This is a genomic window from Pantoea sp. X-Soil-MYKO-1289 (assembly GCF_059730625.1).
On record NZ_AP036004.1, the window covers coordinates 3603764 to 3624196 of the forward strand.

Below are 20433 nucleotides of genomic sequence, written 5' to 3' on the forward strand. Positions count from 1 at the left end.
AGAGAGAGTGCTGTTAATGCGCCTTTTGCGTCTGACGCTTATCTTTTGCCAGCGACGCCAGCACGGCGACATCCAGGATCAGCGCCACGCTGCCATCGCCAAGAATCGTCGCCGCTGAAATGCCGGGCACTTTGCGATAATTAAGCTCAAGGTTTTTCACTACCACCTGATGTTGGCCCACCAGTTGATCAACCAGCAAGGCGTAACGGCAGCCCGCGCTCTGCACGATAACGGCAATACCTTCAGTAACCTCCTCCGTCGCGCCAGGCAGGTCAAAGACCTTGCGCAGCTCTACCAGCGGCAGGTACTCTTCGCGCACCTGCAACATCATTTCATTACCCGCCATACGATAGAGCGCTTTTTCGGAAGGAATGCGCGACTCCATAACGGTGCCTAAAGGAAGGACATAAATCTCGTCCCCCACGCGCACGGACATGCCGTCCAGGATCGCCAGCGTCAGCGGCAGGATAATACGAATGGTCGAGCCCTTATCCTGTTCAGAGCGGATCTCAACATAGCCGCCCATCTCCTGAATGTTTCGCCTTACCACGTCCATCCCGACGCCACGCCCCGACACATCCGTCACCTTTTCCGCCGTGGAAAATCCCGGCGCGAAGATCAGCATCCAGACCTCTTCATCGCTCATCGTTTCGCTAACGGGCAACCCTTGCGCCTGGGCTCTGGCGAGAATTTTTTCGCGATTCAGGCCAGCCCCGTCATCGGTCACTTCAATCACGATGTTGCCGCCGTGATGCTCGGCGGAGAGGATAAGGTTGCCCTTTTCCGCCTTGCCTTTGGCGCGTCGCACCTCAACCGGTTCAATGCCGTGGTCGAGGCTGTTGCGCACCAGGTGCGTCAGGGGATCGATAATTTTTTCAATCAGGCTCTTGTCCAGCTCGGCCGAACCGCCGTGCAGCGTCAGCTCAACGTCTTTATTGAGTTTTCCCGCCAAATCATGCACCAGCCGAGGGAAGCGGCTGAACACGTACTCCATCGGCATCATTCTTATCGACATCACCGACTCTTGCAGATCGCGCGCGTTGCGCTCCAGCTGGGCCACGCTGTTGATCAGCGCGTCATGCTGTGAAGGATCGAGCCGCGAAGTTAGCTGCGTCAGTATCGCCTGCGTAATAATCAGTTCGCCCACCAGGTTGATGATCTGATCGACCTTGTCGACCACCACGCGAATACTGCCGCTTTCGCTGGCGGCGGCTTTGGCCGTCGGCTTCGTTCTGGAGGCCGAGGAGCGCGCCGGCGCAGGCGCCGAGCGTGCTGGCATCGGAGTGGACGCCGTCTCCGCAGTGTCTGCCATCTCTGCTTCGGCGTGCGGTGCGGCGGCAATAACGATTTGCTGCGGCTCCAGCACAAAGCACATCACGGCGGTAATCTCTTCGGCGGTCGCCGTGGTGCGCAGCGTCACGTCCAGCCGATCGGCCTGCTGCTGCTGGCTAATGATCGCGCCTAAATTGGCCAGCTCCTCAGTCAGCGGCGCTTTATCTTCTTCTTTGAGACGCAGCAGAGAGACCAGAAGCGACGCACTCTCAGCCTGTGGTGCCGCATTAAGCCCGGTCGCCGCTGGAGCGGCTTCTGGCTCTGGCTCAACGGGCGGGGCGACCTGAACGCTTTCAGTCGCAGTCGTGTTCTCGGCGCGATTTTCCAGCGCTATCTGACGCAGCGCCTGGCAAATATAGTGAAAACTTTCACTGTCCGGTTCCTGCGAGGATTTATACGCGTCCAGTTGCTCTTGCATAATATCTTTACTCTCAAGAAACAAATTAATAATGTCCGCGGTAAGCGTTAATTCACCACAGCGGGCTGCATCCAGTAAATTTTCCAGAATATGCGTTGTTTCTTGCAGAATGGTAAAACCAAAGGTACCCGCTCCGCCCTTAATAGAGTGGGCGGCACGAAATATTGCATTGAGCAGATCTTTATCGGGAGAAAGAAAGTCTAAATCCAGCAGATGCTTTTCCATATCCGCCAGCAACTCATCAGCCTCGTCGAAAAAAGTTTGATAAAAATCAGTTATGTCCATCTTTTCCCGTTTGCTCCAGGTTTTTTTCTACTGCCTTAAGCGGCCGACCAGGGTGATTCGCATCAGAAGGCCGGATTTTCAGCTGCGATTTCAGGCGGGCGTTTTCAGGCGTCGACGTTAATTTATTTAACAACGCATCTTCTCTCAGAATTTCATTCTCTTTGGTTTTGCTGTGCACAAGAATAGTTATGCGACGATTGAGCGGATTATCCTGGTCGGCGCTCTCAACGCTAACGCTGTCAGCCATACCGATAACGCGCAAAAGCTTCCCGGCCGATAGCCCACCGCTGATCAGGGCGCGACGCGACGCGTTAGCGCGATCGGCAGAGAGCTCCCAGTTGCTATAAGCGGCATCACCGCCTGCATAGGGCAAGGAGTCGGTGTGACCAGAAAGGGTAATGCGGTTCGGCAGCTCATTTAACGCCGGCGCCAGCGCCTGCAAAATGGCGCGCATATAGGGTTCAGGCTCGCGGCTCCCTATTTTGAACATCGGGCGATCCTGGCTATCGGTGATTTGGATCAGCAATCCGTTATCGGTTAAAGAGAGGCGCAGGTTGGACTGAAAATTACTAAGACGTGGATCCTGCTGGATCAGGCTTTGCAGTTTTGCGAGCAGGCCGTGCAGACTCTCATCATTTTTCTTTTTCTTATCCAGCTTATCGAGCGTCTTTTTCAGCTCTTCGCCATCTTGCTTGATCACATTATCGCCGCCGCCCGGAATTACGCTGCTGCTCAGGCTCGACTTATTACCGTGCGCCAGCGCCACGCTCAGCGGCATTTTAAAATATTCGGCAATCTGCTCGCGCGTTTCGGGCGTGGAAGATGAGAGCAGCCACATCACCAAAAAAAATGCCATCATGGCCGTCATAAAGTCGGCGTAGGCAATTTTCCATGAGCCGCCGTGATGGCCGCCATGCTTATTGCCTTTCTTCTTGCGGACCACAATGACGCTGTGGTTTTTCTTGCTCATGAACTTGCTTCCGCCGCCGCACCCTGCGCTGAGGATTTCACCTGGCGAATATGCTCTTCCAGTTCATAAAAGGTCGGCCTGAGGCTTGAATAGAGCGTTTTACGACCAAACTCGATAGCGATTTGCGGCGCAGAGCCGTTAATCGCCGACAGCAGCACCGCCTTAATGCAAAATAACATTTTGGCTTGCTCATCGCTTTTCTGGCGCAGCAGTGCGGCAAGCGGAGAAATAAAGCCGTAGGCCAGCAGAATCCCTAAAAAGGTTCCCACCATAGCGTGCGCAATCAGTTCGCCCAGTTCGGCGGCGGGACGGTCGGCTGACGCAAGCGCATTGACCACCCCCATAACAGCGGCGACGATACCAAACGCGGGAAACCCGTCGCCCAGGGCGTTAAGGCTATCCGCTGGCATTTCTGCCTCATGCTCAACCGTCTCGATTTCTTCATCAATCAGCGCTTCAATCTCAAAGGCGCTGGTGTTACCGCTAATCATCAGGCGCAGATAATCGACGATAAAGCTCATAATGACAGGATCGCCTAACAGGCGAGGATAACGGGTGAAAATAGCGCTGTTCTGAGGGTCTTCTATTTCCGCCTCAAGCGACATCATGCCGTTCTGCCGCCCCTTCGTCAGCAATAAATAAAGCAGGGAAAGCGTATCCAGATAAGCCGCTTTATTGTAACGCGCCCCTTTAAACAGCAGCGGCAGCGCTTTTAGCGTTGCCTTTATCGCTTTCGCGTTATTACCGACAATAAAAGCGCCGACGCCCGCTCCTCCGATAATTAGCAGCTCGGTGGGTTGAAAAAGCGCGCCTAATTCACCGCCTGATAACGCAAACCCGCCTATAACTGCCGAAAATACAACGATATAGCCCAAAACGACAAGCACAGTCACCTCTTTACTATTAACAGGCTCTTAAACACACGTAAAAACAGGATGTGATGATCTGGCCGCGGCATAATTACGCGCTTGCGGCCAGAACGTCAGAAGCGTTTTGATTAAGCGGTACACTATTTTTGGCCACGCGCGACGCGCCGCTGGTTAAGCCAGATGTCAGAGGCTCGCTCTCTTTTGCTTCTACTGCGTTAAGCAGGCGAGTTGATAAGATTATGCCGGTGTGAACGCCCTGCAGCGCATCAAGCCGAGAGCTTTTTGTCACCGAACCGAGGATTTTTTCATCATCAATACGTAGCTGGCAAATAAGCCGGTCAATTGACCCCAGCCGTATTAGCTGCGGCAGCGATAAGTCCCTCACAATATCAATAAGCTCATCACTCATGCCAAGCGAAAAGCTGGCCGCATAGCGGTCCTCTTTTATCAGGCGCTGAGCAAGCAATAAATAAGAGAGATTTAATACATAAATGCTCTGCATCCGTTCTTCGTAGCTGCTCATCCCTGTCTGGATCATATTCATAGTTGCTTATTATCTCCTGCCTTATTTTTAGCGTACCGGTACCCTGAGTACTCCAGGCGCAATAAACAGGCTAGTTATGTAAATCTAATCGCGCGCGTAAACGTTTAATCGTCTGGCTATGAAGCTGGCTAACTCGCGTTTCGGTCACGCCAAGAATATAGCTGACTTCTTTCATATTCAGCTCTTGCTGATAGTAGAGATTAAGTAGCAGCTGTTCCCGCTCAGGCAGGTTTTTTATTTCCTGGCTGATTTGCGTTGTCAGTCGTGAAAAGAGCGTTTCATTTAGTGGATTTAACGCTTCATGTATGCTGTCTGGCTGTTCAAAGCTGTCGCCATACTCTTCCTGAAGCTCATCTAACGAATAGATCTGACTGATATTGCTTTCAGCCAGCATCGACTGATATTGCGCCAGAGAGACGCCCATCGCTTTGGCGATATCCGCCTCGGCGGCGGGCATGCCCGTTTCCTGCTCAATCCGCTGGATAGCGGCAGAAAGCTGGCGAGAATTACTGCGTACGCGCCTGGGCACCCAGTCGCGCTCACGCAGCTCGTCGATCATCGCCCAGCGAACGCGCTGGCCAAGATAGGTACTGAGCGCGATGCCTTTTTTCGCATCGTAATTATCTATCGCACTGAGTAAACCGAGAACGCCAGCCTGAATAAGATCGTCAAGTTCTACGCAGGCAGGCAATCTTGCCTGTAAATTTAACGCTTCCCTGCGTACCCAATAACGATATTTTAACCACAGTGCATTTTTATCAATAATACCTTCCGAGGTATAAATCCCTTCCAAGATAAGTTATTCCAGCACAGTAAGAAAGAACGCCATTATTATCGATTAATGCTCAATCAAATAGTGTGATAAGCGGAAATAAATAGAGTTACTTCGTCCTACGCCTTTTCCCTCCGACGCCAAAAAATAAACAACAGCATTAGGCTGTTGTTTATTTTTCATTTAACGAAGATCAGAGTCAAAAACTAACCCAGTCGTCCTCATTTTTATTTTGACCAGAAACATGTTCGTTCGCGGCAGGCGTTTTCATTTTTTTGGATTTGATTTCGCTGAGCTTACTTATGTTCAAATCTTTTTGCAGAGAGAACATTGAAACCACACTCTCCAGGTCGCGCGCATGCTCTTCGACGCTATGCGCAACGTTTGCGGCCTGCTCGACCATGCTGGCATTCTGCTGCGTCACCGAATCCATCTCGTTGACCGCCTGGGCAATCTGGTTGATGCCCGTGCTTTGCTCATCTGAAGCCGAGGTGATTTCTGCCATGATGTCAGTCACCTGCGTTACCGACTTCACCACCTCGTCCATGGCCATACCGGCCTGTTCCACTTCCTGTGACCCGGTATTCATATTGGCGACACAAACGTTGATCAACTGGCGAATCTCTTTTGCCGCGTCTGCGCTGCGTTTTGCCAGACTGCGCACTTCACCGGCTACCACGGCAAATCCACGGCCCTGTTCGCCAGCGCGAGCCGCCTCGACCGCTGCGTTCAGCGCCAGAATGTTGGTCTGGTTGGCAATACTGTCAATTACGCCGTTGATGTCTGCAATCTGACGCGAGTTCTCCGTGATTTCGCGCATGATATTGTCCAGATTGACCATGACGCTACCGCCTTTTTTCGCGCTGCTGCTGGCGCCTTCGACCAGCTGTTTGGCGCTGTGGGCGTTATCCGCATTCTGCCGCACGGTGATTTTCAGCTCTTCCATGCTGGCTGCGGTCTGTTGCAGAGCGGAAGCCTGCTGTTCCGTGCGAGATGAGAGATCGTTATTACTGCTGGCCATCTCCTGGGCGCTGCCGAAGATACTGGATACGCCGGAGCGAATATCTGCAATCGTCGCGCTCAGGGAGAGACGCATCTGGCACAGGGCGTATAACATCTCACCGATTTCATCGAGAGCGCCTGTTTCAACCTTTTTGCTCAGGTCGCCGGAGGCAATCATGGCAAAGTTTGCTTTAGCCTGTTCCAGGCGCTTAAACAGCGTGCGATTTAGCCATACGCGAGCCAGAATGATAAGCATAACGGAAACGATCATAATCAGGCAGGCGGTATAAATCATGCCCGTATTCTTTCCGTTCGCGGCTAACATATGTGACTTAAGCAGACTGTTCAGGACCTCGCTATAAGCGTTGCTTTGAACATTAAGATCATCATTCAGCTGGTAGGCTTTTTTCTCTAACTCTACAAGATTAGCCTGGCTGGCGTTTGTATTGGTTAGCGCATCTTTTTCTTTTACGATAAACCGCATCAGGTTGTTATAGGCTTTATAAAGGTGCTCCGCCTGCGCGCTCTCTGCCGGAGATAGCTCAGGCAAATTAGAGAACGCTTTAAAATTCGCGCTTGAGCTGTTTATTAAGTGCGTAATATTTTCCAGCGCCCCTTCACCGATGATGTGGCTTGCAGCGTTACTGTTTACTCGGTTCATCATTACCAGCCCAGCAGCATTAAGCAGATCGCTGGAAGCGTTATTTAGCGTCTGACGCTCTTTTGCGATTGCCACAGCAAACTTAAGTTCACTGTCAAAACGATTAGCGCTGGTTAAGGTGAAAAGAGAGATGGTTATAATGAAAGCCATAAAAACGATCATCAGGATATTCATCCCTGTCGAAATTCTCACATTCTTTAACATTTTTAACCCGAATCTCCCTAAGACAATCATGAATTATTTATAAAGATAGTTATTAAAACCCATATTAAAGATATGCTCTTTAACAATACGGTTAACTTATAAAGTTAAAAATCGACATCTTTTGCATGGTCTGAAATACCGTCATGGACGAACTCAGCGCAAATTCCGACATTTTCGACTGCGAAATAAGGCTAATTTGCGTATTAGGATCGGACCCTACTGTTTCCTGTAAACGCGACTCAATAGCGATCTTCTGCGTATCAGAACTCACACCAAGCGATTCCAGCTGTTGCATATTGGTACCGACCTGCGCCTGAATTTTCCCCACGTTATCAATATTGTGCTTCAAGGTTCTGTTGACGCTATCGAGCGTATCTTTTAGCGCCTGGCGATCGTCATCGTTGGTTACGGGCTTGTTCAGCGCCTCTACCGCTTTATCGATCGACGCCAGCAAATCATCGTCCGTGCCGCTCATAAATAGCGCCGATCCAGTGTGGCCTACCTGCATTTCAACGCTGTCGGCTACTTTTTGCGTCATCGCCGTGTCACCACCCTGGTAGCTGCCATCCTCGGCAAAAGGCGCCGTGCCGGTTTTGTAGCCGGAAAAGATGTAGCGACCGCTGCTGTTTTGCGTGTTGCCTAAATCACGCAGGCTGTCGCGAATGCCGCTAAGCTCTGTCGCCAGCGCCTGCCGATCCTGATCGGAGTAGGCGCCATTACCGCCTGCCACAATCTTGGTGGAGAGATTGCCGGTCAGGATATTACTGATACTGCTCAGAGTATTATCTTCCTGGCCCAGCGCATCCTGCGCATAGGTTCTGGCCGTGTCGTATTGGTTCATATCGGCCAATGCCGTTTGCCAGGTCACCGCCTGCGACGCACCGGCGGGATCGTCCGAAGGTTTGAGCAGCGTTTGTCCCGATGAGAGACGGGTGTAAATATCATTTCCGCTGGCCATCGCTTTGGAAATGCTCTCGATATTATGCTGGTACATATAGTGAGTACTCAGGCGCATCGCTTTATCCTTTTCAATAAATAGTCGTGGCCGCTACCGCTACTTAATGCTGAGTATGGTGTCGAACAGGGTCGTTGCCGTTTGCAGTACCTGAGAGTTTGCCTGGTAATACTGCGTATACATTTGCAGATTGATATATTCTTCGTTGATGTCGACGCCGGAAACCGACTGCTGCTGCTCTTCCCACTGCGACGCCACGCCGGCGGCGGTCGTGCGGCCGGAATTTAACGACGTCATAGAAGAGCCCACCGAACTGACCAGGCTGGCGTAAGCTTCGCTCAGGGTGGATTTACCGATAACCTGTTCATTTTTAATATCGATCATCTTCTTGATGTTTTCGTTATTGCTGACGTCATCGATATTGTCTGAACTGGATGCGGCGATCTGATCGCCATCGGTAATCGCCACGCTAATGGAATCTGCCGCGCCCGACACCGGGTTAAAGACAAAGCTGTCGTTGGCCTGCGGCGTGCCCTGCGGCGTGACCGTGACCCCCTCAAAGCTCAGCGAGCCGTCATCACCGACGGTTGGCGTCACCGTGCGGCCATCGCGGGTGGTCACGCTCCAGTCGGTGCTGGCGGGGCCGTTAAAGGTCAGGGTGTAATCTTCAGCATTGATTTTCGCCATATCGCTGCGGGAGATCGCCAGCGCCGCGTCGCCCTGGTTGCCGGTATTTGCCAGCGCCTGCGGATCGGCAATCGAGAAAATATCCTCGCCCGCGTTGCCGTCCCGGTCATAGCCGCCTTTATTCACCTCGTTGAATTTATTGGCCATTTGCAGAGCGAGCTGGTTGAGCTGGTTGCGCGCGTCGGTGAGATCGCTGTTACGGAATTTAAACAGGCCGCCCAGCGTCCCGCCGCTCATCTTGTCTTCGTCGAGCAGCATGTCGTTGCCAGCGGCATCGATGTAAGAGACCACGGTTTTATTGGGATTATCTGCCGCGGCATGCGCTTTGAGTTCGCAGACGCTGTCGCCGTTGACCAGCGACAGGCCGTTAGCCAGGGTGACATCCACGCGTCCGGTGCTGCTGTTTTCATTCACCTTGATGCTGGTCAGGCCGCTAAGCTGGCTCAGGAGCTGATCGCGCTGATCGAGCAGGTCCGCAGGCAGGTTGCCGCTTCCTGCATTCACTTTAGCAATCTGATCGTTCAGCGAGGCGAGCTGTTTGGCGTAGGCGTTAATGTCGTCAACGGTCTGGCTAATTTTGGTGTTGGTGCTTTTTTCCAGCCCGTTCAGGGTGCTGCTGTTGCTCTGATACTGGTTCGCAATCGCCTTGAACTGCGACAACACTTCCTGTCGCGCGGCCGGGCTGACGGGATCGCTGCTCATTTTCTCCATGGCGCCGAAAATATTGCCCATCGTAACGGAAAGATTATTGGTATCGTCGCCGAGCATATCGTCAACCTGGCTAAGCTGCTCGTAGCGGCCGTCCAGCGCCTGAAACTGCGACGTCGCGCTACGGACCTGATTATTTAAAAAGCTGTCATAGCAGCGTTTAACATCGTCGGTCTGTACGCCGTAACCAAAAAAACCGTATTGCGTTGTTCTACCGCCTGCTTCACCTAGCATAATTTCCTGACGGCTATAGCCGGTCGTCATCGCGTTGCTTAAGTTATTACCCACGACATTGAGAGCCGACTGAGCGGCGCTCAAACCGCTTTGGGCGATATTAAATAAATTCATTGTCCTACCAACCTCGTTAATATTCGGCAAGGCGCACGCTGGCCGGAAAGTTTCATCTCCTTTTCATCTATCGTGAGTTTAGAGAAAAACTCAAATGCCAGAGGCTAAAAATAGCGAGTCGAATGACTTTTTATATTTCCCCGCGCCTTTGGCGATATTATTCTCAACATGCCTTACAATATTTATTAACTTGTTAGCATAATCAGGATCGGATGCATAACCGCTGGCCTGTAAAGCCTGTGCGGCTTTTTCCACTGATTCACTTTTTATAACATGCTGGTATCGCGGATTACGGCTAATAAAGCGGGCGTAATCGGTCAGGGCCTCTGCATAACTTTTATAAACTCTGAATGCAGCTTTAACTTTTGTTGCCACGCCGTTGATATATTCTGTAGTAAGAATCGATGTCGTTTCCCCCTTCCAGTCGGGCGTAGCCTTAATCCCAAATAAGTTGTGACTCGGTTTACCCTGTTGGTTGAGAATTTCGCGGTTGCCCCAGCCCGATTCCAGCGCCGCCTGAGCAATAATCAGCTGATGCGGTATTCCGCTCTGCTGTGCCGCCTCTCTGGCGGGTAGCATCAGGCGAGAGATAAAGGCTTCGCTCTCTGGCGACGCCGCATCATGCGCCGCCGCCACGCCCGACTGCGCGTCACGCTGCCCTTGCGAAAGCCGCCCCGCCGCCGCGTGCTGCATCGCACTGGCGATAAGCGGCGAAATCAGCGGCTCCGCCTGATGCTGCGCGCTGGCCGGTTTCTCTGCGCCCTGCGCCTGCCGGGTGATCAGGTCAGCGAATCCCAGCTTGCCCTGCGCGGCAATATCCTGTGATATCTGCTGATCGTAAAGCGAGGTGAACATCTGCGACTGCTGATTATCAAACAGTCCGCCTTTAAACGAGGCGTCGCGCATACTTTTCAGCATCATCTGCACGAACAGCCCTTCCATCTGCTGCGCCGCCGCTTTTAGCCCCTGCTGCTGCGAGCGTTTCGCCGCCAGCTTCAGGGCGTCAAGGTTATGCAGGTCAAACGCCGCGCCGCCGGGTAGAACAGGCGCGCTCATTAATTGGTCTCCAGACGAGCGTGCAGGCAACCCGCGCTTTTCATCGACTCAAGGATCGACATGAGATCGTTAGGGGTCGCCCCCAGATTGTTGAGCGCGCGCACCACATTATTCAGATCGGCGCTGGTATTCACCCGCTGTAGCGAACCGCCTCCTGCGCGCACGGCAACCTGGGTACTGGACGTCACCACCGTTTGCCCGCCCGCCAGCGGCGTGTCTGGCTGACTCACCTGATTATTACGTGACACCTCCACCGTCAGGTCGCCCTGGGCTACCGCGCAGGCGTCGAGCTTAACGTGGCGGTTCATCACCACGGAGCCGGTGCGCGAGTTAATGATCACTCTGGCATCCCCTGCGCCCGCATTGACCTGAAGATTCTGCACCGTCGCCAGGAAGCGTACCCGCGCAGCACTATCCTGCGGCGCATAGAGACGGATAACGCGCGCATCTTCCGCAACGGCGGTGGTAGCCCCAAAGCGGCGATTGATCTCATCGCTGATCTGCTGCGCGACCGAGAAATCTTCATCGTTCAGCTGCAGTCTCAGCACATTTTCGCCCGCAAAGTTCATCGCCACTTCCCGCTCGACCGTCGCGCCGCCGCTGATGCGCGCGCCGTTGAGCTGATTGACCTGCACGCGGCTGCCGCCCGCCTGCGCGCCTGCGCCGGTAACCAGCAGATTGCCCTGCGCCAGCGCGTAAATCTGGTTGTCGACGCCTTTCAGCGGCGTCATAAGCAGCGTGCCGCCGCGCAGACTCTTCGCATTGCCCATTGACGAGACCACCACGTCAATTCTGTCGCCGACGCGGGAAAAGGCGGGCAGATCGGCCGTCACCATGACCGCCGCCACGTTCTTCAGCTGCATATTGGTGCCGCTCGGCACCGTAATGCCAAGCTGTGACAGCATATTGCTCAGACTTTGCGTGGTAAAAGGCGTCTGCATGGTCTGGTCGCCGGTGCCATCCAGCCCGACCACCAGACCGTAGCCAATCAGCGAGTTGCTGCGCACGCCCTGTACCGAGGTTAAATCGCGAATGCGCTCGGCGTGCGCCAGGAGCGGTGTGGTGAGCGTCAGGCCAAGGCAAAACAGACGCAAGAAACGTAACAAAAGTGCGGTTTTCATGATCGCCGTATTAAAAGGGAGAAAGATTAAGGAAAAGGCGCTGCAGCCAGCCCATCTGCTGCGCCTCGTTGATATATCCGTTGCCGACATACTCGATGCGCGCATCAGCCACCTGCGTTGACATAACGGTGTTGCTGCCGCTGATGGTGCGCGGGTTCACTACCCCGGAGAAGCGGATAAACTCGGTCCCTTGATTTATTTCGATCTGCTTCTCGCCGACGACCAGCAAGTTGCCGTTGACCAGGACTTTTTTCACCGTGACGGTGAGCGTGCCGCTAAAGGTATTTTTCGCGGCGGCGCCGCCTTTGCCGGAAAAATCATTTTTTCCAGAGATCGCGGTATTGGCGCGGTCGCCGCCAAAGAGTCCGGCCAGAAACCGCGGCGTGGCATCAAAGGCAAGAGAGCCTGATGCGCCGCGCGTGGCGTTTGCCGAAGAACTTTTGCTGGCGCTGACATTTTCCTGCAGCACGATGGTTAAAATATCGCCGACATTGCGCGGTCGCCGATCTTCAAACATCGGCTGATAGCCATAGTTCATCGCCTGGCCCGCCTGAAATATCGACCCGTTAAGCTCCGCCGGCATAACCGGCGTCGGCTCGGCCGTGGTTTCGCCGCTTACCAGCGGCTTATGCGGGATATACGCACAGCCGCCCAGCAGCAGCGCCAGCGTCAGCGTGCGGAGTGAATAGAGAATATGAACAGGCGCGAACGGAGTCTTCGCGCAGCCAGGCTTGTTGATCATGTGATAACCGATATGGAGAAAGCCGCGGCTGACGTCAGGCGCGCCGCGGTCAGGCTTAAAGATTCGATAACCGCTGTAGCATCTGATCGGATGTGGAAACGGCCTTACTGTTGATCTCATAGGCGCGCTGCGTCTGGATCATGCTCACCAGCTCTTCCGCTACGTTGACGTTGGAGGTCTCTACGTAGCCTTGCCTGAGCGTGCCGCCGCCGTTCAGGCCAGGCGTGGTCTCATTCGGCGCGCCGGAGGACTGGGTTTCGCGATAGAGGTTCTCACCAATGCTCTCCAGTCCCGACTCATTGATAAAGGTGGTGACCGTTAGCTGCCCTACCTGCTGCGGCGCCGTCTGGCCCGGCAGCGTGACGCTGACAATCCCGTCGTTGCCGATGGTGAGAGCCTGAGCATCCTGGGGAATAGTGATCGCCGGCTGAACCGGATAGCCGCTGGAGGTCACCAGCTGACCATTCTGATCGAACTGAAATGAGCCATCGCGCGTATAGGCGGTGGTGCCATCCGGCAGCTGGATCTGGAAAAAGCCGCCTCCCTGGATCGCAACGTCTTTACTATTGTTGGTTTGCGTCAGGCTGCCCTGGCTATGGATACGCTCGGTGGCAATAGGGCGCACGCCGGTACCAATCTGTAAACCAGAGGGAATGGTGGTCTGCTCGGATGACTGCGCGCCAGGCTGGCGTAGCGTTTGATAAAGCAGGTCTTCAAACACCGCCCGCTGGCGTTTATAGCCGTTGGTGCTGACGTTGGCCAGGTTGTTGGATATCACATCCATATTGGTCTGCTGCGCCTCCAGACCGGTTTTAGCAATCCATAAAGAGCGGATCATAGTAAGTTCTCCTCGCCGGGCCTTAGCCCAGCGTTAGCAGCTGGTTAGCACTTTTCTCGTTGTCATCAACGGTAGTGATGATCTTCATGTTCATGTCGAAGCTGCGTGCGGTCGCGATCATATCGACCATGGTTTTGACCGGGCTGACGTTGCTGCTCTCCAGCATGCCGGGCATCAGCCGCAGATTGGGGTCCAGCGGCAGCGGCGCGCCACCGCCCGCCTGACCGTTGTCATTGGCATGAAACAGCCCGTCATCCCCCATACGCAGCGTCTCTGCCGAAGCGTTAACCATTTTGACGCGGCCGACCTGCGCCAGCGATTTGGGCTCGTCGCCTGCGCCAAGCGCGGTCAGGGTGCCATCCGGGCCGATGGTGACTTTTGACTGGGGCGGCACGCTCAGCGGGCCGCCGTCGCCCAGCAGCGGCATTCCGCGCACGCGCAGCATTCCTTCGCTGTCGACTTCGATATTGCCGTCGCGCGTATAGCCTTCGCTGCCGTCAGGCAGCTGCACGGCTAGCCAGCCGTTTTTCGGCAGAGCGACGTCAAGATCGCGGTCGGTCTGATGCACCGCGCCCATGGTCGTATCGTTGTAGGGCGTAGACTCGGTGACCAGCGTGCGAGTGGCGACCGTGGGGCCGTTAACCGGCACCGCGCGGTAGGCCATCAGCTGGGCGCGGAAGCCATTGGTAGAGGCATTCGCCAGGTTGTTCGCCGTGATAGCCTGGCGATTGAGGGCGGCATTCGCCGCCCCCATCGCGGTATAAATCGCGCGATCCATAATGAGCCGCCGTTATCCCAGGTTAACCAGCGTCTGCAACAGCTCAGACTGGGTTTTGATGGTTTGTGAGCTGGACTGATAGTTACGCTGGTAAACGATCATGTTGACCATCTCTTTACTCAGATCGACGTTGGACGCTTCCAGCTTGTTACCGTAGAGCGTGCCCAGGTTGCCCGACCCGGAGATGCCGGTTACAGGCTGGCCTGACTCAGGCGTCTCGATCCAGCAGTTGTTGCCTTGCGAAGAGAGACCGCCGGGGTTGGTGAAGTTGCTCAGCACGACCTGGCCCAGCAGCTGTTTCTGCCCGTTGCTGTAAGAGGCGATCACCTGGCCGCTGTCGCCGACGGTGTAATTATTCATCAGCCCCGGCGCGTAGCCGGTCGTGGTTGGACTGTTCATCGCCGTGTCAGACGCCTGCTGCGTCATGCCGGTCAAATCGAAGTCGAAATTCAAGGGTTCGCCGCCGTTATAGGCCGCGCCCTGGACGTTGAGCTTCGCCGGATTGGTCGTCAGCTGGCCAGAGGTATCAAACTGCAGTGTGGTTTGCTGATAGCTGCCACCCGGCGCGGTGGTATCGCGCGAGTAAGCCGTCCACTGGTTATCCGCAGTTTTAGCAAAGTAGATGTTGATCGTGTGCTTATTGCCCAGGCTGTCGTAGGCATCTGCCTGCGTCACCGAGCTGTAGCTGGTGTTGTCGCTGGGGTCGAAAGTAGTATTGGTGACGACATCCGTGCCTGAATCGAGGTTGCCGTTTAGCGTGCCGCTGTCTGATGCGCGCGCGCCCATCTGCCCGGTTGGGATCTGAATCGGCCCTACCGCTGCGCCTGGCTGAATCGTCGGCGGCGTGCCGGTAGCCTGATAGCCGGTCAGAAACATGCCCTGGTTATTGACGATGTAGCCGTTAGCGTCGCTTTTAAACTGGCCGTTACGGCTATAGAACACGCGTCCCGCCTCGTTAACCATGCGGAAAAAACCATTGCCCTGAATACCCATATCCAGGCTGCTGGTGCCCGCACCTAACACGCCGTCGGTAAAGCTCTGATTAACGCCTGCTACCTGAACGCCCATACCGATCTGCGATCCGGCGAAGACATCGGCAAAAGCGATCGAGCCCGTTTTAAAACCCACCGTTTGAGAGTTAGCGATGTTGTTGCCAACCACATCCAGCGCCTGAGAGGCCGCATTCAGGCCGCTAAGACCTTGTGAAAAACTCATTGCTGTAATTCCTGAAAGATAAAGTTATTCGATTTCATAAACCTGACCGAGGGTGGCGGTGCCATCGATTCCCAGCTGTAGCACCGATCCCGACGGCGAGAAGGAGACGCTGTCGACCTTCGCCTGCTTCAGCGCCACGATATTGGGCGCGTCGCCGCTGCCGTTTGCCGCAGAAAAAGAGACGGTGCAGGAGGTATCTGCTGGCGGCTCAGAGGGCTGGAAATTGCTCATATCATCAAGGTTGTAGTGATGGATGCCGGCCTTAACGTTATGCAGCTCCGCGCGGTAAACATTGCCCTCTTTGTCGGTCAGGTTGACCTCCACCGTGTCAGCGTCGTTGTCCAGCGAGAAAGCGAAGGCTTTACTGGCGCCGTCTGCATCGCTGTTGTTCACCACCGGATTGCCCTCAACCAGCACGCTGCGTCCGACCCACTCTGCCGCATTCATCTGCTGCATGCTGGAGACCAGAGTGCCGACGCTGTTAAGCGTGGTGTTAAGCTGCTCAACGCCGGAAGCGGTATTGAACTGCGCCAGCTGCGACGTCATCTGGTTGTTATCCATCGGGTTGGTGGGGTCCTGGTTTTGCATCTGCGCCACCAGCAGCGTCATAAAGTTATTTAACAGCTCCGCTGCGCTGGTCCCGCTGCTGGCACCGCTATCGGACGCATTGGCCTTGAGCGCGGCACCGCTGTGCGCGCTACCCATTACTGGCGTGACTGCCATGATTTTTTTCCTTTATTGACCGAGCGTAAGGGTTTTGAGCATCAGGTTTTTCGCGGTGTTCATCACATCCACGTTGGCCTGATAGCTGCGCGATGCCGAGATGGTGTTGACCATTTCGCCCGCGACGTCGACGTTGGGCATATGCAGATAGCCTTTGCTGTCCGCCAGCGGATTACCGGGTGAGTAGACCAGCCTGTCGGGCGCGCTGCTCTCCACCACGTCGCTGACGCGCACGCCGCCGATCGCCTGATCTGGCGCGCCCTTGACCTGAAAGATCACCTCTTTCGCGCGATAGGGTTTACCGTCTGGCCCGGCGACGCTGTCGGCGTTAGCCATATTGCTGGCGCTGACGTTCAGCCTTTTTGACTGCGCCGTCATTGCCGATCCTGAAATATCGAAAACAGAAAACAGTGACATACTGATAATTAGCCCTGGTTAATGACACTCATCATATTTTTTATTTGCGTGCCGAGGATGGTCAGCCCTGACTGATAACGAACGCTATTATCGGCGAAATTAACGCGCTCCCGGTCCATATCGACCGTATTACCATCCGCAGCAGGCTGATCGGGCACGCGATATAATAGCGCCGCGTCATCCAGCACGGATGCGCTTGCGGCAATATGACGACCTGAGGTCAGCGTTAACGCCAGCGGGCCGCTGTTATTTTCACGCTCAATCGCCGACTTTAACTGCGCTGAGAAATCTATATCTCTGGCGAGATAACCCGGCGTATCCGCATTGGCGACGTTTGATGCCAGAATATCCTGGCGTTTATTAAGAAGAGTCAGCGCCTCCTGCTGAAAGCGTAACTCTCTGTCGAGTTTATCGAGCATAGAATGCGTTATTCTCATCTGTCGGGAAGGATAATTTCGTGCATCTTAGATGAGAGCAAATGAATGTTATAATTTAAAAAGTAGACAAAATCAGCTCTACTTGACTGCTTTACCTTAAATCAACAAAAAAGCAATAAATAATCACGTTAAAAGCGCGCAGGAATGCCGTTATTTCCCAGCCTGTAAAAACAATAAAGTCGCGTACAATTCTTCCGCATTTTTATAAACACATGAGAACACGGTTTATGCGCTTTACGGCTTTATTTGCTTTGCGCCGCTTTTGCCGGTACGGGCCAGCTCCTCTTTCCCCTTTCTCTTTATTTATTCTGCTCTGCGCGACGATTTTCGCGTTACCGGCGCAGGCAGATAATGCTGCACTGAAGGCGCGCATCGTCGCGCTCTTTACGCAGAGCGCTATCGTTCCGCCCGCGGCCAGTCCTGTGCTGAATCTCAGGCTGCTGACGCCGCCCGCTCAGCTGGCGACGCTGTGTGCCGCGCCCGCGCTCTCACTGAGCGGCGGTCTGAATCACGCGGCGGGGATGCACAGCGTGATTGCGCAGTGCGGCGCTCAGCGCCGGTTTATTCAGGTCTCGCTGGAGGTCACGGCAACCTGGTGGCAGGCCGCGCGCGCCATCTCGCCTGGGCAACTGGTCACGCGCGACGATATTCATGCGCAGCGCGGCTCCCTGACGCACGCGCCAGCCGGCCTGATTTTCGATCCCCTGCGTATTACCGGCCGCATCGCTCAGCGCAGGATTAATCCCGGCGAGCCGCTGGTGGAGAACCAGCTGCGCCAGAAGTGGACGATCCAGGTCGGCCAGAAAGTGGACATGATCTATGTCGGCAATGGGTTTAGCATTCGCGCCACGGGGAAAGCGCTGGATAATGCCGTTCTGAATGCGCGTTTCCGCCTTCAGTCCGCGTCCGGGCAGATTATCACCGCGACCGCTATCGCCCCAGGCGAGGCGAGAGTTGCGGCGGATTAACCCTCTGCCGAAAGATAATTCGATTCTGGCTTTAGTAATATCTTCCGTGCCCGATAAATTTATTACAAGGGAGAAAATCGCCACATACACTATTGTCGAGGAACATGATGAGCATAGACCGCACGCAGAAGATTTCGCCCGCGTCCCTGCCAGAAATTCATCAGGAAATGGCAAAACGCGCGAGTAAAAGCCCCGCCCAGCACAGCTCCCGCGCCAGCAGCGCGCATTCGGGTACCCGCGTCAGTCTGAGCAATCAGGTCGACGATTTAAAAGCGGACGATACCCAGGATATCAACTATGCGCGTCTGGAGAAGATAAAATCGGCACTGGCGGCGGGCACGCTGCCCATCGATACCGATAAAATTGCGCAGTCCCTGCTTCAGGATATGATTCAACCTTTTTAAGAAAAGCGTAACAGGCAGATGAATAACTTACGTAATACGCTGGGTAAAATGCAGCAGATGCTTGAGGAGCTTGAAACCGTTCTGGCCGAAGAGCTCAATCAGTTAAAACGCCCGCAGGTAAATCCCGTCTCACTGCAAATGCTGTCAGACAATAAAAGCCGACTGCTGGCGGCTATTAATTATTTCGATGAACAGCGCAAAGCGGAAGAGAAAGAGGCCAATATCGCGGCGCCCTATAAGCGCGACGCCGGCTTAAAACGCCAGTGGGATAAGATTACGGCGACGGTGCGCCTGACCAAACAGATGAATTCAGACGCCTACCCGTTGATTGAGCTACAGATGAAAAAGGCCGCGATGCTAAAGAGCATGGTGAGTAAAGTGGGATCGGCCGCTTCATTATATAGCGCGGATGGCAAAACTCAGGGTAACCCGAAAGGCAAAGCCTACAATATCAACATTTAATAAACGAAAACCTGTTGCCGCGCCTTTTCTCCAGCAAAGAGACGCACTGTTATTATAAAGTTAACGAGAGTTCTGACGCGCGGGAAAGTCATCATTTTTATTCACAGCATCCTGGCAATATCTACACAACCAGAAGAGAAGCCGTAATATACCCGCAATGATTCACGCTTATTGCGCGAATCATTCCAGCTCATCTGGATAAAAAGTCATTTAAAATAGTCGTTCTTTTTTATAGCGGAACAAAATAAGTGGCTAAACCTTTACTGCGCAGCGGCAGAATCGATGAGTTCTATGCGCTGGGTGAAAACGGTCAGAGCATATTTGAATTAGCGCAGCAAATACGCGAAACCTTACGCCTGCGTAAACAGCAGGATCTGTTTCTTTCTCTGGCTATTCCTCAAATTAATGAGACGAATAATCGCGTCAACTGGGTCGCGCCGGTAGAGGGAAAAGCGATCGCCTGGGCGGCGGCCGATGCAGAGCAGCAGCAGGCCGCGATGGCGCGTCTGGAGAGATGTGAAGCCGCGATAGCGGTACTGGTAGAGCAGTGCCGCCAGTCGCAGGATGCCGCCGCACAGCTGTTTGCGGCTCTGCTGCCCCATGTTCTCTGCTTCCCCGGCAGCCAGTTTGTCTATCTGGTGGGAGAGGTGCCGGTCATTACCTTCTGGGGATTCGCCAGCTGTGATCCTCTCTCCCGGCAAGAGCCGCTCGCCCCGCTGCGCGCCGCGTTACAAACAGCGCGCGCGCCCCTGCCCGAAACGCGCGCGCCAGTGCCTCAGCAGAAAGAGGAAGAGGAAGCCGTTGTGGTGTCGCTGAGCCATCAGCCGGCGGTAACCGAAGCGCAGCCGGTAAATACCTCGCCATCGCGCCGTTCCGCCTTCCGACCGGGGCGCTGGGCGTTAACCGCAGCGCTGCTTGCCGCCTGCGGCGCGCTTTTTTTCTGGCCGACCCTGCGCGCCTGGCATCAGCCGGGACTGCCCTTGCCGACGCGCCACGCGCCTGAGACGCCGCTGCCGGCATCGCTTCCCGACCGTCCGCTGCCCGATGTCAACAGCATCCACTTGCCGCTGGCAGCCGCCAGGCTCACGGCGCCGGCGATCGTCACTGCGCTCCATCCTGACGCGGCGTTATCCCCCAATGCTTTGCAGCTGCCTGCCAACGATTTGCGAACAGGATCGACCCGCTTTCTGGACGGCAAATGGCGTCTCTCCGCGCGCCAGCATGCCAGCGATCTGCGCGGCATTTCCGCTTTCCGCCTGACCCTCGCGCACGCTCAAGGCGTAGCGAGCCTGGTGGCCGCGCCCCACGTCAGCTGCAAGGCCAGCGTGAAGTATGGCCTGATGCAGTCGGGCAATTTGATTGTGAAAAGCGTCGGCAAGGCGAAATGCGCCGACGGCTCGCGACTGCCGGTGCCGGACATTATCTGTAACCGCAACGCGGAAGGCGCCACGCTCTGCAATGCCGATTATGGCGATAGCGCGCCGGTAGCGGTCATGCTGCGCAAGGTGAAGGAATAA

21 protein-coding genes are annotated in these 20433 nt (G+C 54.7%); 4 read left to right on the forward strand and 17 right to left on the reverse strand.

Annotated features, from left to right (window positions below; all coding sequences use genetic code 11):
* Positions 1-13: 13 nt before the first annotated feature.
* From cheA to flgB, 17 genes are all read right to left on the reverse strand, one after another.
* On the reverse strand, positions 14-2035 hold the full coding sequence (cheA, locus tag AC6I7Z_RS17220) for a chemotaxis protein CheA (protein ID WP_497815084.1): 2022 nt from the start codon (positions 2033-2035) through the stop codon (positions 14-16).
* Positions 2022-3005 carry a flagellar motor protein MotB gene (gene motB / locus AC6I7Z_RS17225; protein ID WP_497815085.1) on the reverse strand — a complete coding sequence of 328 codons (984 nt, stop codon included), beginning with the start codon at positions 3003-3005 and terminating at the stop codon, positions 2022-2024. The genes cheA and motB overlap by 14 nt, the downstream gene beginning before the upstream one ends.
* Positions 3002-3892: a flagellar motor stator protein MotA gene (gene motA, locus AC6I7Z_RS17230; RefSeq protein WP_497815086.1), complete on the reverse strand. Its 891-nt coding sequence runs from the start codon at positions 3890-3892 to the stop codon at positions 3002-3004. The genes motB and motA overlap by 4 nt, the downstream gene beginning before the upstream one ends.
* A 73-nt stretch (positions 3893-3965) precedes the next feature.
* Positions 3966-4418: a flagellar transcriptional regulator FlhD gene (gene flhD / locus AC6I7Z_RS17235; protein ID WP_497815087.1), complete on the reverse strand. Its 453-nt coding sequence runs from the start codon at positions 4416-4418 to the stop codon at positions 3966-3968.
* A 70-nt stretch (positions 4419-4488) separates the two neighbouring features.
* The gene (locus AC6I7Z_RS17240) at positions 4489-5211 is read right to left on the reverse strand and encodes an RNA polymerase sigma factor FliA (RefSeq protein WP_497815088.1); all 723 of its coding nucleotides are present in this window, start codon (positions 5209-5211) and stop codon (positions 4489-4491) included.
* Between the two features lie 178 nt (positions 5212-5389).
* On the reverse strand, positions 5390-7027 hold the full coding sequence (locus tag AC6I7Z_RS17245) for a methyl-accepting chemotaxis protein (protein WP_497815089.1): 1638 nt from the start codon (positions 7025-7027) through the stop codon (positions 5390-5392).
* A gap of 121 nt (positions 7028-7148) precedes the next feature.
* A complete protein-coding gene (gene flgL / locus AC6I7Z_RS17250; protein WP_497815090.1) occupies positions 7149-8072 on the reverse strand; it encodes a flagellar hook-associated protein FlgL in 924 nt (307 codons plus the stop codon).
* Positions 8073-8111: 39 nt separating this feature from the next.
* Positions 8112-9755: a flagellar hook-associated protein FlgK gene (gene flgK / locus AC6I7Z_RS17255; protein WP_497815091.1), complete on the reverse strand. Its 1644-nt coding sequence runs from the start codon at positions 9753-9755 to the stop codon at positions 8112-8114.
* 90 nt (positions 9756-9845) lie between these two features.
* Positions 9846-10811, reverse strand: coding sequence for a flagellar assembly peptidoglycan hydrolase FlgJ (flgJ, locus tag AC6I7Z_RS17260; RefSeq protein ID WP_497815092.1), 966 nt, complete (start codon positions 10809-10811; stop codon positions 9846-9848).
* Entirely contained in the window at positions 10811-11932 is a 1122-nt protein-coding gene (locus tag AC6I7Z_RS17265; RefSeq protein ID WP_497815093.1) for a flagellar basal body P-ring protein FlgI, read from the reverse strand. The genes flgJ and AC6I7Z_RS17265 overlap by 1 nt, the downstream gene beginning before the upstream one ends.
* Before the next feature lie 10 nt (positions 11933-11942).
* Positions 11943-12674: a flagellar basal body L-ring protein FlgH gene (locus AC6I7Z_RS17270; protein ID WP_497815094.1), complete on the reverse strand. Its 732-nt coding sequence runs from the start codon at positions 12672-12674 to the stop codon at positions 11943-11945.
* A 55-nt stretch (positions 12675-12729) separates the two neighbouring features.
* Positions 12730-13512 (reverse strand): flagellar basal-body rod protein FlgG, encoded by a 783-nt coding sequence (gene flgG, locus AC6I7Z_RS17275; RefSeq protein ID WP_497815095.1) that lies wholly within the window; start codon positions 13510-13512, stop codon positions 12730-12732.
* 22 nt (positions 13513-13534) lie between these two features.
* Positions 13535-14290, reverse strand: coding sequence for a flagellar basal body rod protein FlgF (locus tag AC6I7Z_RS17280; RefSeq protein WP_497815096.1), 756 nt, complete (start codon positions 14288-14290; stop codon positions 13535-13537).
* 12 nt (positions 14291-14302) lie between these two features.
* A complete protein-coding gene (flgE, locus tag AC6I7Z_RS17285; RefSeq protein ID WP_497815097.1) occupies positions 14303-15505 on the reverse strand; it encodes a flagellar hook protein FlgE in 1203 nt (400 codons plus the stop codon).
* Positions 15506-15529: 24 nt separating this feature from the next.
* The gene (locus AC6I7Z_RS17290; RefSeq protein WP_497815098.1) at positions 15530-16228 is read right to left on the reverse strand and encodes a flagellar hook assembly protein FlgD; all 699 of its coding nucleotides are present in this window, start codon (positions 16226-16228) and stop codon (positions 15530-15532) included.
* A 12-nt stretch (positions 16229-16240) separates the two neighbouring features.
* The gene (gene flgC / locus AC6I7Z_RS17295; protein WP_497815099.1) at positions 16241-16645 is read right to left on the reverse strand and encodes a flagellar basal body rod protein FlgC; all 405 of its coding nucleotides are present in this window, start codon (positions 16643-16645) and stop codon (positions 16241-16243) included.
* Between the two features lie 8 nt (positions 16646-16653).
* Positions 16654-17064, reverse strand: coding sequence for a flagellar basal body rod protein FlgB (flgB, locus tag AC6I7Z_RS17300; protein ID WP_497815100.1), 411 nt, complete (start codon positions 17062-17064; stop codon positions 16654-16656).
* Between the two features lie 440 nt (positions 17065-17504).
* Between flgB and flgA the strand changes: the two genes are divergently transcribed.
* The 4 genes from flgA (at position 17505) to AC6I7Z_RS17320 (ending at position 20433) form a co-directional block, all read left to right on the forward strand.
* Complete coding sequence (gene flgA, locus AC6I7Z_RS17305; protein ID WP_497815101.1) at positions 17505-18050, forward strand: flagellar basal body P-ring formation chaperone FlgA; 546 nt, start codon at positions 17505-17507, stop codon at positions 18048-18050.
* A 107-nt stretch (positions 18051-18157) separates the two neighbouring features.
* The gene (flgM, locus tag AC6I7Z_RS17310) at positions 18158-18454 is read left to right on the forward strand and encodes a flagellar biosynthesis anti-sigma factor FlgM (protein ID WP_497815102.1); all 297 of its coding nucleotides are present in this window, start codon (positions 18158-18160) and stop codon (positions 18452-18454) included.
* Between the two features lie 18 nt (positions 18455-18472).
* Positions 18473-18916, forward strand: a complete 444-nt coding sequence (locus AC6I7Z_RS17315; protein ID WP_497815103.1) for a flagella synthesis protein FlgN — start codon at positions 18473-18475, stop codon at positions 18914-18916.
* A 248-nt stretch (positions 18917-19164) separates the two neighbouring features.
* Positions 19165-20433 carry an SrfA family protein gene (locus tag AC6I7Z_RS17320; RefSeq protein ID WP_497815104.1) on the forward strand — a complete coding sequence of 423 codons (1269 nt, stop codon included), beginning with the start codon at positions 19165-19167 and terminating at the stop codon, positions 20431-20433.

Coding starts and splice junctions, on each gene's coding strand:
- cheA (WP_497815084.1), bottom strand. CDS start 2,035: ATGGACATAACTGATTTTTATCAAACTTTTTTCGACGAGGCTGATGAG.
- motB (WP_497815085.1), bottom strand. CDS start 3,005: ATGAGCAAGAAAAACCACAGCGTCATTGTGGTCCGCAAGAAGAAAGGC.
- flhD (WP_497815087.1), bottom strand. CDS start 4,418: ATGAATATGATCCAGACAGGGATGAGCAGCTACGAAGAACGGATGCAG.
- AC6I7Z_RS17245 (WP_497815089.1), bottom strand. CDS start 7,027: ATGAATATCCTGATGATCGTTTTTATGGCTTTCATTATAACCATCTCT.
- flgL (WP_497815090.1), bottom strand. CDS start 8,072: ATGCGCCTGAGTACTCACTATATGTACCAGCATAATATCGAGAGCATT.
- flgK (WP_497815091.1), bottom strand. CDS start 9,755: ATGAATTTATTTAATATCGCCCAAAGCGGTTTGAGCGCCGCTCAGTCG.
- flgJ (WP_497815092.1), bottom strand. CDS start 10,811: ATGAGCGCGCCTGTTCTACCCGGCGGCGCGGCGTTTGACCTGCATAAC.
- AC6I7Z_RS17265 (WP_497815093.1), bottom strand. CDS start 11,932: ATGAAAACCGCACTTTTGTTACGTTTCTTGCGTCTGTTTTGCCTTGGC.
- AC6I7Z_RS17270 (WP_497815094.1), bottom strand. CDS start 12,674: ATGATCAACAAGCCTGGCTGCGCGAAGACTCCGTTCGCGCCTGTTCAT.
- flgG (WP_497815095.1), bottom strand. CDS start 13,512: ATGATCCGCTCTTTATGGATTGCTAAAACCGGTCTGGAGGCGCAGCAG.
- AC6I7Z_RS17280 (WP_497815096.1), bottom strand. CDS start 14,290: ATGGATCGCGCGATTTATACCGCGATGGGGGCGGCGAATGCCGCCCTC.
- flgE (WP_497815097.1), bottom strand. CDS start 15,505: ATGAGTTTTTCACAAGGTCTTAGCGGCCTGAATGCGGCCTCTCAGGCG.
- AC6I7Z_RS17290 (WP_497815098.1), bottom strand. CDS start 16,228: ATGGCAGTCACGCCAGTAATGGGTAGCGCGCACAGCGGTGCCGCGCTC.
- flgC (WP_497815099.1), bottom strand. CDS start 16,645: ATGTCACTGTTTTCTGTTTTCGATATTTCAGGATCGGCAATGACGGCG.
- flgB (WP_497815100.1), bottom strand. CDS start 17,064: ATGCTCGATAAACTCGACAGAGAGTTACGCTTTCAGCAGGAGGCGCTG.
- flgM (WP_497815102.1), top strand. CDS start 18,158: ATGAGCATAGACCGCACGCAGAAGATTTCGCCCGCGTCCCTGCCAGAA.
- AC6I7Z_RS17315 (WP_497815103.1), top strand. CDS start 18,473: ATGAATAACTTACGTAATACGCTGGGTAAAATGCAGCAGATGCTTGAG.